Genomic DNA, 15,750 nt, shown 5'->3' with positions numbered 1-15,750 from the left:
CGTTGTCTTTCACGCCAATGTTTTGCATGCTTGGCCAGAAAAATGAGTCGTTCTCGCTGTTCTAAACTAAGTGGTACAGAAACAATTCGAGGCATGTGTGAACATCTGTTAACTAAAAAAACTTTTTTCGCATGATTAGTTATTTTTGTCAACTTATAGCCCGGACTTAAATCCTATAGAAAAAATGTGGTCACGAGTAAAAATGATTCGCAATAAATTTAGAGTTAAAGATATTGATAAATTGTTTAAAGATTACTGTAATGATTTATTTAGTATTTAGCTATAATATAAGATTTGTATAAAATTTAACAAGTGATTTTGAGTTTTAAAATGATTAAAAAATAAAGGCTTATATAATAATTATGTGAATATTGGCATATTCAAGTAAATGCAGAAATGAAAAAAACCGATCCTGAGATCGGTTTTAAAATATGTAGATCAAATTAAATGCTGTATTGGATTATGGTTTATAGAGGCCAAGTTCAATCAAATGTAATCGTAGTATACGGCGCAGTTCGAGTACAGCTTCTGGGGTTTCTTGAATTGAATGACCACCTTTAATGATCTTTTCTGAAACAGCACCCTCTAAATGCGCACTGGTGTATGGCACCACATCATCCGAGATTACATTTTTATCTTGGCTGTTTGTGTTATTTCCCATAATTGAGTGAAACTTCAAGCCTTTACGCGGTTGAATATCTTCAGTGAGCGCAATAAATTTAGATTGATGGCTTAAGTCACTTGGTCCATTTTGGATTAAGCCATGGTCGATTTCACGGAATAAATCTTTCAGGTCTTCTTCTTGGGTTAAGACATCACCCATGGCCGATAAGAAAGCGCCTGGAAGTTTAATGATTTTTCGAGCAGCTTTGGTAAACCAACGATCTGCGTATTCAGTACCACGATGCGGTGCAGCCAAGAATATCGCACGGCTGAAATTTGGAATTTCGTCAATCACCATACGCTGCTTCACGACTGGAATATTGCGGTACTGATTTAATTGACGTGAGTTCATCATTTTTAAAGCAGATTGTGTGGTATCGGCTTGGCTAACCAGTAGTCGAGCAATAATTCCGCCCATACTATGACCGACTAAAACCGCATCTTTTTTTGCCGCTGCATTGGCGTCGACTTTATTAAAGGTCTGAGTCAATATGGAATATATTTGGAAGCGGCTTTCAATAATCGGCATGTTGGTTGAATAGAACACTTGCCACACTTGATAATGCTCACGTAGCACAGAATCGCCCATAATATCGTTGGTGAGACGAATCCATGCTTCAGGGCTACTAGCAAGACCATGTACCAAAACGATGACTTTTTTGTCAGGATTATATGGTTCAAGCATGTATAAATGTGGCATCGTGAGTTTTTCATCACGGTCAATCAGGGATAAATACGCTGCCTTGCCCAAGTTGTTTTGTGCTAACCAAAGACCATAAGGTGCAGAAAAATTGGCTGCAAGGGCATAGTTTTTATTGGCAATATTGACCTGTTCATATTTGTACGGGTCGTAAGCCTTAATTTGAAACTCATGCTGATTTAAAATTTGATCAACTGAAGTTGTGGTGCTTACAGGTTCCGCTGTTAAGGTTGCAGCTAAATAGCGCGCTTGATGGATATTAGGGTTTGAACCAGACGGATATTTAAAATCTATTGGGTTGATAATGTATTTGGCTTTGCCTGTTTCAACTGTATGTTCTTCGGGTAAAACCACAAGGAATTCGGAACCAAAACCATCTCGGCGGGTAATTGAACGTAAACCTGAGAAGTTGAGGTTATAGGTTGACATCAATTGTTCAATTTTACGATTTTTGAGTTCTGGGTAATGGCTGAAGTCAATATGATAGGTGGTTTGTCCGACTTTGATCTGTTGGGTGACTTCTTGCGGTTTATAACGTAGTGCATAGCTGCTAACAAGTTTAGCAATCCCTTGATTATAGAAATCTCGGATTTGAACTTGGCGGTTATCAAAAATACGGTCAGCAGGCGCACGTTTGGTTTTAAACATATAGGCGTAGCTATAGCGAATACTTTTATCCAGTAGCGTCAGCTGTTGATCTAAACATTTGTTATAAGTGTCTTGTTCAATTTTTTGTTTTTCTTCTGATTTGTGGCTACTGAGAAGACCTAATTTACAGGCTGAAGAAGACTCATATTCGATGGCTTTGGCTAAATATAATTCACTTGCCGTAGACAATAATTGTTCATCTTGAATTTGAGGGATCTGTTGTAGTTCATTAACACAGGCTTTCGGGTCTTCTATACACGCTTTGGCTTCACGACCTGTCATCGACAAGACATTTAAACTGGCTTCACTGAGTTTGTTTCGAGAAATAATACTTTCACGTTCATTGGCAATCGAAACATTGAGTTTTTGATTTTTGACACTGACGACCTGACATCCACTCAGTACGCTTGTACTTATGATTCCAAGGAGCAGTATTTTTTTAATATTTTGCTGCATAAAGAGGCCGTGCATAAGGTTAGGTATCTTCAAATCATACGATAATTGTCAGGATTTTCAATTCGCCTTAAATGAAAAAAGACCGTTAAAACGGTCTTTTTTCAAAAGAATTTTCTAAATCGTTACAATTAAGATGTAGCTTTAGGTGGATTTAGAACTTGCCAAACATTCCAACGGCCTTGCTTTTCAATTTCTTGAATTAAGCGGTCAGCGACTTCGCCTTCTTGTGGATATTTAACTTTATAGTTCTTTAAAACCTGAATGGCGTTCTTTTTTTGTTCCATGGCAATATAGTTATTTGCTGCAGAAAGATACGCTTCTTGAACACCCGCTTTCATCGCTTTGTCTAGGTATGGAATCGCTTCACGTTGACCGCCACCTTCAGATAAACCGAAACCGAACCAGAAATTTGCTTCAGCATCATCTTGGTTGATTTTTAAAATACGCTGTGCATAAGTTAATGATTTAGTGGTGTATACAGAACCCAAATCAAGGTTACGTGCCATCACACTGGCTTTAAATGCACGTACTAAAACATCAAAAGAAGCGTTGTCTTTAGATGCAAGGGTATCTAATTTTTGCGTCACTTCTTTAAGTTTAAGTTCAAACCCTTTACGTTCTTGGCGTTGAACAAAACGTGGTGGATAGTGACGTGCTTTACCTTCAACGAGCTGTAAGAAATCATCAATTTCAGTAATGTCGATCTCATTATCACCCGCTAAAGCAGCAAATTTCATTGAACGTACTTTGCTGTCTACAATTGGGATAATCAGACGGTTTTCTTCAAGTGTCAGTTGCTTAGATGGGTCGGTCGGGCTAGTTACCACCATCTTAGTCACAGGCTGAGCTGCAGCTTTTTGTAAATTTAATTCAAAAGGAGGTGGCGCATCGTAGTTGAATGGGTTGAGTGCGTAGAACGGTGGAGTCAGTTCAGGCTCTACAAAAATCATGGCATCTTTAGGTGCATTATTTTTAGTTGGGGCGCTTCCACAAGCGGCAAGGGTTAAAGCAATACAAGCAACTGCCAAGGGCTTAAGCGTCATATGATTCATCCATTAATTTATTTTATACAAAAAAGCATGTTGGTCAGTCTAAAAAAACTCTGAACAACATGCAAGTTAAAGGCAATTTATTATGATTGCTTTTGGTTAAGCTTTAGATTGATTACTTTGAGCTTCGCATTCGCGGCGCACATCTTCAATGATTTTAAGTTCTTCCTGACTAAAAGGTTGTTCATTGAGCTGTTGCTTTTTGAACGTTGGGTCAAGGAGAGACAAACGCTGACACAAATTATTCATACGTTTTTCATTGTGCTGAATACGATCTAACAACACACGCATACCTTCTAACATTGGGTCAGTTTGGTCTTGTGTTGCAGCATACGGTTGGAAACCAATACTTTCTGCATAATCGCGACGACGGCTTTCAGCTTCATCTTTTGGCTTATCTTTCGTGATAAAGCGTGCTGGATTACCTACAGCGGTAGTATCCGCAGGAACTTCTTTAGTCACCACGGCATTTGAGCCGACTTTGGCATTTTTACCTACCGTAAATGGGCCTAAGATCTTTGCACCAGCGCCAACCACTACGCCATCTTCCAAGGTGGGGTGACGTTTGCCTTTATTCCAAGTTGTGCCCCCTAAGGTCACACCATGGTAAAGGGTGACATCATCACCAATTTCAGCTGTTTCACCAATCACCACACCCATACCGTGGTCAATGAAGAAACGACGACCGATTTTCGCACCCGGATGAATCTCAATGCCTGTGGCAAAGCGGCTAAAAGAAGATAATAGACGAGCTGAGCCTTTACACTCTTTTTTCCAAAGTTCATGTGCCATACGATGCATGATTAAGGCATGAATTCCTGGATAAGTCGTTAAGACTTCGAGCGTATTTCGTGCAGCAGGATCGCGCGCGAATACAGCTTGTATATCTTCTTTGAGCTGCTTAAGCATTAGATTGATCCTCATTGTCTGTAGATTTTTTCCATGTTCCGTTATTTAAAGCCTGTACTCGGCTAAAGATGCCACGTAATAAGTGGTATTCCATACGATCTAATTGTATACGTCCAAATAAGCGACGCAAGCGTAAAGGTAATAATCTTGGATTTTTTGGATCCATAAATTCAATCTCTGCCAGCATTTTTTCAATATGCGGGTAGAACTGTTCCATCATTTCATGGGTCACCAAAGGCTCATCCCATTCCATATCGATGTCATTGGTAACATGCATCTTGGCATCAGGATTTGCAGTTAACTCAGTATGTGCAAGGGCGGCCATGCGCATTTCATAGCAAATGACTTGAATCGCTTGGGCAACGTTTAAGACGCCATATTCAGTATTTACTGGAATAGTGACGTGGTAGTTGGCCATTGCCAATTCTTCATTGGTCAAACCACGGTCTTCACGGCCAAACACCACGGCAATTTCTTGCTGTTGTTCACAGACCGCTTTGAGAGACATTTCGGCAGCAGGGCGAGCGTCAAGTAAAGGCCATGGGATGGTACGACTACGCGCACTAGTACCAAAGACAATATGACAATCTTTAATGGCATCTTCTAATGATTCAACAATTTCAATTTGATCTATTAAATCGACAGCTCCGGCAGCCAAGGCATTAATGTCTGGATGCGGGTAAGTCTTAGGTGCAACTAAGACCAGCTTTGAAAGTCCCATGGTTTTCATGGCACGTAATGCACTACCAATATTTGCGGGTAATGTTGTATTCACCATGACAATACGCACATGAGAGAGATGTGCTGAAACCGCAGCATTGTCAGTTTGATTCATGATATTTCCAATTTGTTTATTTAAAAAAGCAGTTCAAACAGCGTTTAAACTTTAAGAAAATTGATTGGCTTCTGCTTGGTATAAATCCATGGCATCATCCATGCTCATTCCATCTGGCGGTGGAGGAACTTGCGCAGGAATAGAGGCTTGTTCATAACTCACCGCCTTGGCTGCTTTGGATTTGACATGATATTCAACATGCAAAGATTCTTTACCAAAGTAGTCACGCAGCTTAGACAGTAGCTCATCTAGCGGGGCAACTTTCCAGTTTAAGCCCAAATGAATGTCAGCCGTCGCATATGGATAGTCAATATATAACTGCACAGGAATATGCGTACACATATCGACATTGCAGAAAGGCAGTAGAATATTTTGGATGTCGCGTGAGAGCGTTTTACTAAAATGTTCCGGCGTTAATTTGATTTGAATTGCATTGGCACGTTTTTGACGGATTTCGTTCAGACTGAAGGCTTTAGTTAAGCGACCCATAGGGCGGTCAAAACCTTCACGTTCATAAATTTCACCTTCAATCACCACCACTTTTTCGTTTTGAATCACGTCTTTGAAGCGGTTAAAACGTTCGTGATTCGCAGACACTTCTATACGTGCAGTACCATCATCGAGCGTCACCATCATGCGGTTCGGGAAGTTGGCAATATCGACGACTAGGCCTGCAAATACTGTAGTGACACCACGTCGTGTAGGCGTAAGCTCATTAATGCGCTGTGAAATAAAGGCTTTTAGCTCTGATCGATACACATCAATCGGGTGACCTGTTAAATAAAGGCCGAGTGTGTCTTTTTCACCTTTGAGACGAACTTCATCTGACCACGGTTTGACAGGTTTGGCAGGTTTACGCTGAACTTCTTCCACTTCGCCAAACAAGTCCATCATGCCTGTTTCGCGGTTAGTGCGTGCTTGATCCGCCGCTTGAACGGCTTCAGGGAGCTGTGCCATCAAGTCAGCACGTTCTAAACCTAAACAATCCAGTGCGCCACCACGAATCAATGCTTCAAGGGTACGTTTATTGATTTTTTTCAGGTCAATACGATGACAGAAGTCGAACAGGTCTTTATATGGGCCATCTTGGATACGTGAGTCAATCACAGACTGCATGGCAGCTTCACCGACACCCTTGATCGCACCTAAACCATAGACGATGGTTTTTGGATCGCTGGCATGGAAATTATATAAAGACATATTGACCGAAGGTGGCAAGACTTCAAGACCATTAATACGACAGTCATCGATCAAGAACACCACGTTATCGGTATTCTGCATTTCCGAGGTCATCACTGCTGACATAAATTCAGCAGGGAAATGTGCTTTTAACCAAGCGGTTTGATATGCAACAAGGGCGTAGGCTGCGGCATGGGATTTGTTAAAACCATAGCCTGCGAATTTTTCCATATAATCGAAGATATGGTTGGCCGTATCTGCATCAATACCTTTGGTTGCAGCACCTTCAGTAAAGATCTGACGGTGCTTAATCATTTCTTCGACTTTCTTTTTACCCATGGCACGACGAAGTAAATCCGCGCCACCCAAGCTATAGCCAGCACAGAACTGCGCTGCCTGCATTACCTGTTCCTGATACACCATAATGCCGTATGTCGGTTCAAGGACACTTTCTAGTAATGGATGTAAGTATTCAAACTCGCCACCATGCATACGGTAAATAAAGTCAGGAATCAGATCCATCGGGCCTGGACGATATAAAGACACGAAAGCAATAATTTCTTCGAACTTACTTGGACGTGCCTCTTTCAGCATTTTTTTCATGCCGACGGATTCAAACTGGAAGACTGCTGTGGTGTTTGCATCTGCGAACACAGCATAGGCAGGTTTGTCATCCAAAGGAATTAAGGAAATATCGACAGGTGTAGTGATATCTGGACGGGCATTAATGTGCTTAATGGCATCTTCGATTACCGTTAAGTTACGTAAGCCCAAGAAGTCGAATTTAACTAGACCTGCAGCTTCCACATCGTCTTTATCGAATTGGGCTACACGGTTAGTTCCATCTGCATCACATAGGACAGCCGAATAGTCAGTTAACTTAGTTGGTGCAATAACCACACCACCGGCATGTTTACCTGTATTACGGGTAATGCCTTCAAGTTTGAGTGCCATTTCCCAAATTTCGGCTGCATCGTCGTTATCTGGGTTAGATGGATTGGTCACAATATCTTTGAGCTGTGGTTCGGCCTCAATCGATTCTTCCAAACTTAAACCTAAAGGCTTGGTTGGAATCATTTTAGAAATACGGTCAGCCAAACCATAAGATTTACCCAAGACACGGGCTACGTCACGAATTGCACCTTTTGCCGCCATGGTACCGAAAGTTGCAATCTGAGAGACCGCATCTCGACCATAAGTGCGTGCAACATAGTCAATAACACGGTCACGACCTGCAATACAGAAATCGACGTCAAAGTCGGGCATTGATACACGTTCAGGGTTTAAGAAACGTTCGAACAGTAGGCCATAACGTAGTGGGTCTAGGTCGGTAATTTTTAAACTATAGGCAACCAAGGAACCTGCACCCGAACCACGGCCTGGACCAACAGGCACGCCATTACCTTTAGACCATTGAATAAAGTCCATGACAATTAGGAAATAACCTGGGAATTGCATAGTCAGGATGATCCCGACTTCATAAGCCAAACGTTCATCATAAGGCTTACGAATTTCTGGCCAGTCGTCACCACGTTGTTCGACAGGGTACAAATGCGCTAAACGTTCTTCTAAACCTTCTTTTGATAAATGTTCAAAATAGGTGTCAATTGTATGACCTTCAGGAATTGGATAATCGGGAAGGTCATGGAAGCCTAAACGTAGTGACACATTACAGCGTCGTGCAATGTGATAGGTATTTTCTATAGCCGTTGGAATGTCTGCAAACAGCTCCGTCATTTCCTCGGCAGTTTTAAAATACTGTTCAGGGCTATAATTTTTAGGGCGACGATTGTCACCAAGGACATAACCATCGGCAATACAAACGCGTGCTTCATGTGCCTCGAAATCTTCTTTACGTATAAAATGCACATCGTTATGAGCAACCACACCAATGTTAAATTTCTTCGCAAGTTTTACTGCTTCGTGAATAAAGTCTTCTTCACCCGAGCGCTCAGTTCGGGTAATAGCCAAGTAAACACGATTGCCAAATTTTTCGACCCATTCAGCTAACAGTGGTTCAGCTTTTTGCGGGTTGGAAGAGCAAAGCATTTTGCCGACATCACTTTGCATACCCAGTAAAACAATCAAGTCTTGGTGTTGATTTAAAATCCAATCTTTTTTTACGCAAGGAATATCAAGCTGTTGACCTGAAATATAACCTTCAGAAACCAACTCTGTTAGACTGCGCCAACCTTTATTGGTCATCGCTAGAAGAGTAGCTTTGTGTTCAGCATCATTCAAACGAATGGTTGAACCAAATATGGGTTTAATGCCTTTATCTAAGCACTTTTTATAGAATTTTACAGCAGCATGTAGATTTGAAAGGTCAGTAATGGCCAGAGCGGGCATTTCATCTGCAGCTGCAGCTTTTACAAGATCAGGTATACGTACAATAGATTCAGTAATGGAAAATTCTGTAAAAATACCAAGATGTACAAAGTGCATAGATGAGTCCCTGCGAAAACAGCTGCTGATTTTAGCATGCTCTGAGATCAAACTTGCGTTTATTGCATGGCTTTATGCAGATTTATAAATTCACTGTTTAAGCAATAAACGCTGTATGACAATCACGGTTTAGCAAGCAATACCTTGATTAACTGAAAAAGCTATTAATTTGCTATTTTTAAAGTTGAAGGCTAGATTGCCAATATAGGGTAAATCATAGTTATGCGGCTCTTTCAGCACGGATTTTGCATGAGTCGGTGAGAGTAAAATCACATAAGCCACTTCATTTGGATTGGCTAATTTTGCACTTTTGGTAAAGTCTTTTACAAATTGTTGATAGTCATATTGGCTTATCAGATGTTTTGACCCAATTTGAATTTTAACGCGTATTTGAGTGGATTTATCCCATTCCATCCAAACATTCCCTTTGGTTTGTCCAAGTTGGGCGAAGCTGCTTTTATTTTTATAGAATGAATCATTTTTAACTTGAGAATTGTCCTCAGCATAAATTTCAAATTTTAGAAATTTACCTTTTGATGTGACATGAAATTCAGTATTGCCGGCACATTCTGAATATTCATATTTAAGCTTTACTGGATTTTTGCTGATTAATGCATTTGCTTTTGATGCAGGCAAGGGTCAGGCTAAGTCAACATCATTTACCTTAATACTAGTGACATAGTCATAATCAGCAATGGATGCAGATGCTGCTGAAGTGATGAATATCCACGTTGTGAAAAAAGTTAAGCGTAAAATTTGTGTTAGCAGTATTGTTTGCATGGGGAATATAAAATCCTGTTCTTTTGATATTTTGTACTCAATCAAGTTTTTGTAAACGTAATATTGAAGGTTATATTTTAAATTTTATGGTGTTGCTAATTTGCCGTCAAAATAATTTAAAACTAAAAAAAATTTTGGTTTAATTTTAGCTTAAAAAAAACCAAATCTTAAACATTAAAAAGCCCTCCGAAGAGAGCTTAAATATATGAATTATGCAGGCTTAGCGCAGTTTTGATAACCAGTCTCCCAGACTTTGAACAATTTGCACCAAAATCAACAAGACAATCACGGTCATGATGACCACGCTACTATCAAAACGTTGATAACCATAAGAAATGGCAAGATCACCGATACCGCCTGCACCTACTGCACCCGCCATGGCTGTTGCACCAATTAAGCTAATGGTTGCAGTCGTTAAGTTTAAAATTAAAGAGCTACGAGACTCTGGTAGGACAAATTTAGTAATGATTTGCAGCGGAGATGCACCCATCGCTTGAGCAGACTCAATGATGCCGTCATTCACTTCAAGCAACGAAGTTTCAATCAGACGACCAATGTAAGGACCAACATAGATTGTGAGGGGAACAATTGCAGCCCAAGTACCAATTGAAGTACCCACAATGACTTTGGTCAAAGGGATGACCGCAATCAGGAGGATAATAAATGGCAATGAACGCAGCGCATTCACAATCGGGTTCAAACCATGGTAGATGACACGGTTAGGCAAAATGCCTTGTGGACGTGAGACATATAAAATCACGGCCTGGATAAAACCCCAAATACAGCCGAAGAGCATGGCAAAGAACACCATGTGAAAAGTTTCTTGTAGGGCAGTGACGAACTGATCCATAGACAAAGAACTTTTCCAAAAGGGTGCTGTAATTTGAGTCAGCCATTGAACAATTAAATCTCTCATTGCTGAACTCCTGCTTGAGTGACTTCAACGCCATGTTGTTCTAAGAACGCCACTGCTTGTTGAATCAATGCTGCATCACCTAATAGCTGAACGAACATTTGTCCAATCACCGCACCATTAATTTCAGTCATATTGGCAAACAAAATATTCAGGCTAATATCAAACTGTTTAATTACCGCTTGAATGACGGTTTCCTGTGCCGAACTGCCCAGAAATTTTAAACAATAAATACTGTTATGGTTTTGATTTTCTAGATTATTTAAAATATTAACAGGCAGCTGTTGCTGCAATACAGTTTGAATAAAGTTTTTGGTTGTATTGTGTTTTGGCTGACTAAAAATCTCTAAGGTTGAGCCATGTTCGATGACTTTCCCTTGTTCCATTACCGCAACATAATCACAAACGGATTCAATCACATCCATTTCATGGGTGACCATGACAATGGTAATGCCTTGTTCTTGATTGATTTTCTTTAATAACGCCAATACCGATTTGGTGGTTTGCGGATCGAGAGCAGATGTTGCTTCATCACACAGTAAAATTTTAGGATGATTGGCAAGCGCACGGGCAATCCCGACACGTTGTTTTTGACCACCAGAGAGCTCATCTGGATAAGCATTTTTCTTATGTTTTAAGTCAATAAATTCGAGCAACTCTTCTAAACGTTTTTGGCGTTCAGCTTTAGACACACCTAAAAGTTTAAGCGGCATTTCAATATTTTCTGCAACTGTTTTGGTTTGCAGTAAATTGAAGTGCTGGAAGATCATGCCAATATTGGTTCTTTCTTGACGCAGCTCTGCCGAATTTAAAGCAGTAAAGTCTTTATCATGAATAATAATTTGCCCTTCACTCGGACGTTCTAGCAAATTAATTAAACGGATTAAGGTACTTTTGCCTGCACCACTGTAGCCAATTAAACCGAAAATACAGCCATCTGGAATGTCCAGATTAATCTGATCCAGTGCTGTAACGGTTTGGCCTTTTAGCTCAAAATGCTTGGAGATATTTTTAAATTGGATCATAGCGTCAAAAAGGGTTCAAAAATGAAAAAACAGGCAAAGTAAACTTTGCCTGTTTATTTGAAGAAATTATATTACTATTTTGCTTCAGTGAGGTAGCTAGTTGGTTTGTTTACATCAATTTTAGTACCACCAAAATGTTCATCGATGTAAGCTTTAACTGCTGGAGTGTGGTAAAGCGCGCCTACTTTTTGTAGAACTGGGTCATTTTGACGGTCAGCAGCAACAGCAAGAATGTTTACGTTCATTTTTGTACTTTGATCGATTGGCTCATAGTAAACCGCATCTTTCAGTACGTTTAAACCACCTTCCATTGCAAGGGTATTACCCAAAACAATCGCATCAACTTCGTCTTTAACACGAACCGCAGTCGCCATTTGGATTGGCTTGATTACGATTTTCTTCGCATTTTCAGTTACGTCAGCAGGTGTGCCTTTTACATCGTCAAAATCTGCTTTAAGTTTGATTAAGCCAGCAGATTGAAGCAGTAATAATGCACGTGATTCGTTTGCACCATCATTTGGAATCGCAATGGTTGCTCCTGTTTTAAACTCTTCAAGTTTTTTAACTTTGCTTGAATAGATACCCATTGGTTCTAAATAAGTTGTCGAAAGCGGTGCAATTTTATCTTTATTGTTGTCGTTAAACGCAACCATATAGGCATATGACTGGAATGCGTTAACATCAATTTCTTTATTCGCTACAGCAGTGTTCATAGACACATAGTCAGTGAAGTTTTTCACTTCAAGTTTAATGCCAGCTTCTTTGGTTTCAGGAAGCGAAGCAATGTAGCGCCAAATATCAGCATCTGAACCAGTCGAAGCCATGGTAACAGTTTGCACTTCTGCAGTGTCTTTTTGTTGTGCGGCGTCAGTTGCAGGAGCTTCTTGTTTACCACAGCCTGAAAGGCCCACAGATAAACCGAGAACTAATCCTAGGAGCTTTTTCATATATTCACCCGAGTAAATTTATAAAATTAATAAATTCACAAATCATATTATGGAGAGATTTACTTAAGTCTTTTATCAGACAGGCTGATAGATGCTTAATAATTTAAAATGCTACACAGACTTATACAATTAGATCTGAGTCTATTTCCAAATGGGAAAAGATAGCCATTGCAAGCTGCTGTAAACAAAAGATTTAATAAAGCAAATCTCTATATTTCGCTAGGCATCATATCAATTTTTTATTATTCAATATAGTGATTTAAAAAGTTATGCTTAGCACCAAAAATGTAAATGGAATATGTTTAATTAAATAATTTAATAAGTAAAAACAATATATTATTTATAATTAAACTATTTAAGTACGTCATTTGTATATGTTTAGGTCTATATAACAAATTTTAAAATGTATTGCTGAAAAAATGATAAAAATGAAATAAGTCCTGTCATACACAAAATTTGTAACATTCATATGTGAAAATAACGAAGAGCCTCAATCTAAGCTGAGTTGAAATCTTTATTGATATATTTGAAGTTCAACTCTGATTCATGGTTTTTCAAAATTTTAGATCTAAATCTGAGGAAGATTGAATCCACTATATTGTTTAATATAAACTGCTTAATAATTAATCATAATAAATTGCTATGTGAGGCACACTATGTCAAATCAGTTTGATTTCGTCTCAGTTGTAAAAAGCCTACGGTTCATTATCGCGGTAGATCGGTGAGCCATGTTTTAAAAATGGAAGATGGTAGCCAAAAAACTATAGGTGTATTTTTGATATCAGAACAACCTATGACGTTTGAGGTGCATGTGAAAGAACGTGTTGAAATCACATCGGGGTAGTGTTGTGCAAATTGGGGAGCAGGGCGAGTTTTTTCAATATACTTTTGGCGAAAGCTTTATTGTTCCACAAGATTCTATTTTTAAAGTGCAATGTACTGATGTCGTTGATTATGTATGACATTTTGATTAAGCATGCTTAAACAGGTTGGAGTTGCTTCAGCTTACACATCAAGATGTTTTAATTGCTAGTGATCGATATTGATATTTTTTCTTAACCCCGCACTTAGCGGGGTTTTTTATATGATTACATGAATGATTTTGCTGTCTTATACGAAATCCTGCGGTAACTAAAATTAAAGTATTTAACATCACCTATAACCACTGTTTGGCAGAGTTAATGTACTTTAGTTTTGCCGTGAATAATTATTGAATTAGCAAAAGGGGATGTGCAAATAATCACTGCGCTGAATTTCATAGAGTACATGACGGTTTAATGGATGATCCGCTGGTACATGCGGATGATTAAATTCACGGACTTTTTGCATACCAATGCGTTGCATGACATGTTCTGATGGTGTGTTCAAACTTGCTGTAAAGGAAATAACTTTATCTAATCTTAAGTTTCGAAAAGCATGTTTAAGTACAGCTTTTGCACCTTCGGTGGCATAACCTTGATGCCAATATTGCGGCAGTAAGCGCCAACCAATTTCAGGGGCATCGGCTATTTCAAATTCGGACGGGTGTATGTGTAAACCGATAAAGCCAATAAATTCACCTGTGGCTTTTAGCTCTACAGCGTATAAGCCCCAACCACGTGTTTCGATAGCATCTTTTAAGCGTTGCAGAAATGCAGTGGCTTCCTTAGCATTGAGCTTTTTGAGGAAATAACGCATGACCTCATCATCTGCACACATGTGGATGAATGGAGCAGTGTCGGAGTCTTGCCATTGGCGGAGAATGAGGCGAGGGGTTTGGATAGGAATCATCAGCAACTGAATTATCATTAATAAGCTTAAGTCCTTGACTTTATAGTATATAAAGAGAAAAATAAATTTTATTTAAAAATAATCAAAAATGAGCTCATTTAACCTTTTTAAAATAAGCCTCTTTCATAAATCAAAAAACGAACAGTCTCTTGCTGATTATTTGTACCGAAAAATTTTAAATATTCATGCATAATCTGCGGATGAAATATATCGATTCAAAGAAGCTTTCTGAAACACAGTTTAAGCGATACACCGGCATATCATGGTCAACCTTTGATTTAATGGTTGAACAACTGAAAATGCATGTTCCTGCTAAAGGTAGACCAACTAAATTGAGCATAGAAGATCAAATCCTTCTGTGCTTAAGTTATTGGCGCGAATACCGAACCTTGTTCCATGTTGCAACAAGTTATGGTGTGTCAGAGCCGACTGCTTCAAGAATTGTCCGTCATGTAGAGGACTGCCTGATCAAGTCCAATTTATTTAATTTACCGAAGCATTTGCCTGAGGGCGAAGGCATCGACTGGAACGTGGTGATTGTTGATGCCACAGAAATTCCAATACAAAGACCTAAAAAAACAGAAGAAAAGCTATAGTGGCAAAAAGAAGGCACATACTTTCAAAGTCCAGGCCATCATTCATTATAGAACTCAGCAAATTATGAGTTTATGCACTGATCGTGGTGCTGTACATGATTTCGAACTCTTCAAACGAAACTTACATCAGATTCCGGCAGGTGCCTTTATCCTTGCAGATAAAGGCTATCAAGGGATTTATGCAATGTATCCAAATAGCTTGTTGCCATTAAAAGCAAAAAAGCGCTGTAAATAGGATCCTGAACTAAAAATCTATAATCAAGAAATCAACAAAAGAAGAATTGGGGTTGAGCATGTATTTGGTAGTTTAAAAACTTTCAAAATCCTTGCCGATCGATATCGTAATCGAGGAAAAAGACTGGGCTTAAGATTCAATTTAATTGCAGGAATCTATAATTTAGAGCTGAGCAAAAAATGAATTATGAAAGAAGTCTAATGTTTATAGTTTTAATTTCTGTAGGTTTGATTTCTTGCTCAAATACAGAAAATCTCGAACCAGATTTTCAATTTTTATTGGCTAATGAGCCTAACTGGGTTGAAGTAAAAAACGAGTCAGCCTATTCCGATCTAATGATCACAGAATATATGGATATCAGTACTATAAGTAGATGGACCTATAAAGAACCATTAATTATTAGAACAAAAACATCCTATAGAACGATAGGAGGAATAAGTACTGAGGATAGGGATGAAATAATCTATTCGTTATGAACCGTACCGGGTTTGTCGGAGACATTTTTATTTAAGTTAGGCCACGTGACCTAACGGGTTAATCTTATCATAGTACATTGCTTCAAACTCAAAAGGCGATACATAACCCAATGCGCTGTGTACA

Annotated in this window: 11 protein-coding genes and 3 pseudogenes; 3 read left to right on the top strand and 11 right to left on the bottom strand. The window is 39.1% G+C overall.

From position 1 onward, the window contains the following. The 10 genes and pseudogenes from FTU17_RS15130 to FTU17_RS15080 all read right to left on the bottom strand — a co-directional run. Positions 1-95, bottom strand: a pseudogene (locus FTU17_RS15130) (helix-turn-helix domain-containing protein); the annotation flags it as partial. Positions 96-460: 365 nt separating this feature from the next. Further along, positions 461-2,467 carry a triacylglycerol lipase gene (locus FTU17_RS15120; RefSeq protein WP_180135920.1) on the bottom strand — a complete coding sequence of 669 codons (2,007 nt, stop codon included), beginning with the start codon at positions 2,465-2,467 and terminating at the stop codon, positions 461-463. A gap of 128 nt (positions 2,468-2,595) precedes the next feature. Continuing rightward, a complete protein-coding gene (locus FTU17_RS15115; protein WP_168377627.1) occupies positions 2,596-3,510 on the bottom strand; it encodes an ABUW_2363 family tetratricopeptide repeat lipoprotein in 915 nt (304 codons plus the stop codon). A gap of 105 nt (positions 3,511-3,615) precedes the next feature. Further along, positions 3,616-4,425, bottom strand: coding sequence for a serine O-acetyltransferase (cysE, locus tag FTU17_RS15110; RefSeq protein WP_180003858.1), 810 nt, complete (start codon positions 4,423-4,425; stop codon positions 3,616-3,618). Further along, positions 4,418-5,260, bottom strand: coding sequence for an RNA methyltransferase (locus FTU17_RS15105; protein WP_180117646.1), 843 nt, complete (start codon positions 5,258-5,260; stop codon positions 4,418-4,420). Before FTU17_RS15105 ends, cysE begins: the two co-directional genes overlap by 8 nt. Positions 5,261-5,311: 51 nt before the next feature. Beyond that, a complete protein-coding gene (gene dnaE / locus FTU17_RS15100; protein WP_180135918.1) occupies positions 5,312-8,884 on the bottom strand; it encodes a DNA polymerase III subunit alpha in 3,573 nt (1,190 codons plus the stop codon). 129 nt (positions 8,885-9,013) lie between these two features. Then, positions 9,014-9,520: a hypothetical protein gene (locus tag FTU17_RS15095; RefSeq protein ID WP_257227408.1), complete on the bottom strand. Its 507-nt coding sequence runs from the start codon at positions 9,518-9,520 to the stop codon at positions 9,014-9,016. Positions 9,521-9,884: 364 nt separating this feature from the next. Continuing rightward, positions 9,885-10,580 (bottom strand): methionine ABC transporter permease, encoded by a 696-nt coding sequence (locus FTU17_RS15090; RefSeq protein WP_078188742.1) that lies wholly within the window; start codon positions 10,578-10,580, stop codon positions 9,885-9,887. Then, positions 10,577-11,602 carry a methionine ABC transporter ATP-binding protein gene (locus tag FTU17_RS15085; protein WP_180117642.1) on the bottom strand — a complete coding sequence of 342 codons (1,026 nt, stop codon included), beginning with the start codon at positions 11,600-11,602 and terminating at the stop codon, positions 10,577-10,579. The genes FTU17_RS15090 and FTU17_RS15085 overlap by 4 nt, the downstream gene beginning before the upstream one ends. A gap of 74 nt (positions 11,603-11,676) precedes the next feature. Continuing rightward, the gene (locus FTU17_RS15080; RefSeq protein WP_168377622.1) at positions 11,677-12,549 is read right to left on the bottom strand and encodes a MetQ/NlpA family ABC transporter substrate-binding protein; all 873 of its coding nucleotides are present in this window, start codon (positions 12,547-12,549) and stop codon (positions 11,677-11,679) included. Between the two features lie 656 nt (positions 12,550-13,205). Between FTU17_RS15080 and FTU17_RS15075 the strand changes: the two are divergent. Continuing rightward, a pseudogene (locus tag FTU17_RS15075) lies at positions 13,206-13,511 on the top strand (pyrimidine/purine nucleoside phosphorylase). Positions 13,512-13,764: 253 nt separating this feature from the next. Here FTU17_RS15075 and FTU17_RS15070 read toward each other — a convergent pair. Further along, positions 13,765-14,319, bottom strand: a complete 555-nt coding sequence (locus FTU17_RS15070; RefSeq protein ID WP_180135924.1) for a GNAT family N-acetyltransferase — start codon at positions 14,317-14,319, stop codon at positions 13,765-13,767. Positions 14,320-14,519: 200 nt separating this feature from the next. Between FTU17_RS15070 and FTU17_RS15065 the strand changes: the two genes are divergently transcribed. Together FTU17_RS15065 and FTU17_RS17695 are read left to right on the top strand one after the other, a co-directional pair. Further along, entirely contained in the window at positions 14,520-14,915 is a 396-nt protein-coding gene (locus FTU17_RS15065; protein WP_067764127.1) for a transposase family protein, read from the top strand. After that, positions 14,863-15,333: pseudogene (locus tag FTU17_RS17695) on the top strand (transposase family protein). Before FTU17_RS15065 ends, FTU17_RS17695 begins: the two are co-directional and overlap by 53 nt. Positions 15,334-15,750 lie beyond the last annotated feature (417 nt).

The organism is Acinetobacter sp. YH12070 (assembly GCF_013419625.1).
Taxonomy (GTDB): domain Bacteria; phylum Pseudomonadota; class Gammaproteobacteria; order Pseudomonadales; family Moraxellaceae; genus Acinetobacter; species Acinetobacter amyesii.
Note: the sequence above shows the minus strand (reverse complement) of the source record. Positions and strands in the feature narration are given on the sequence as shown.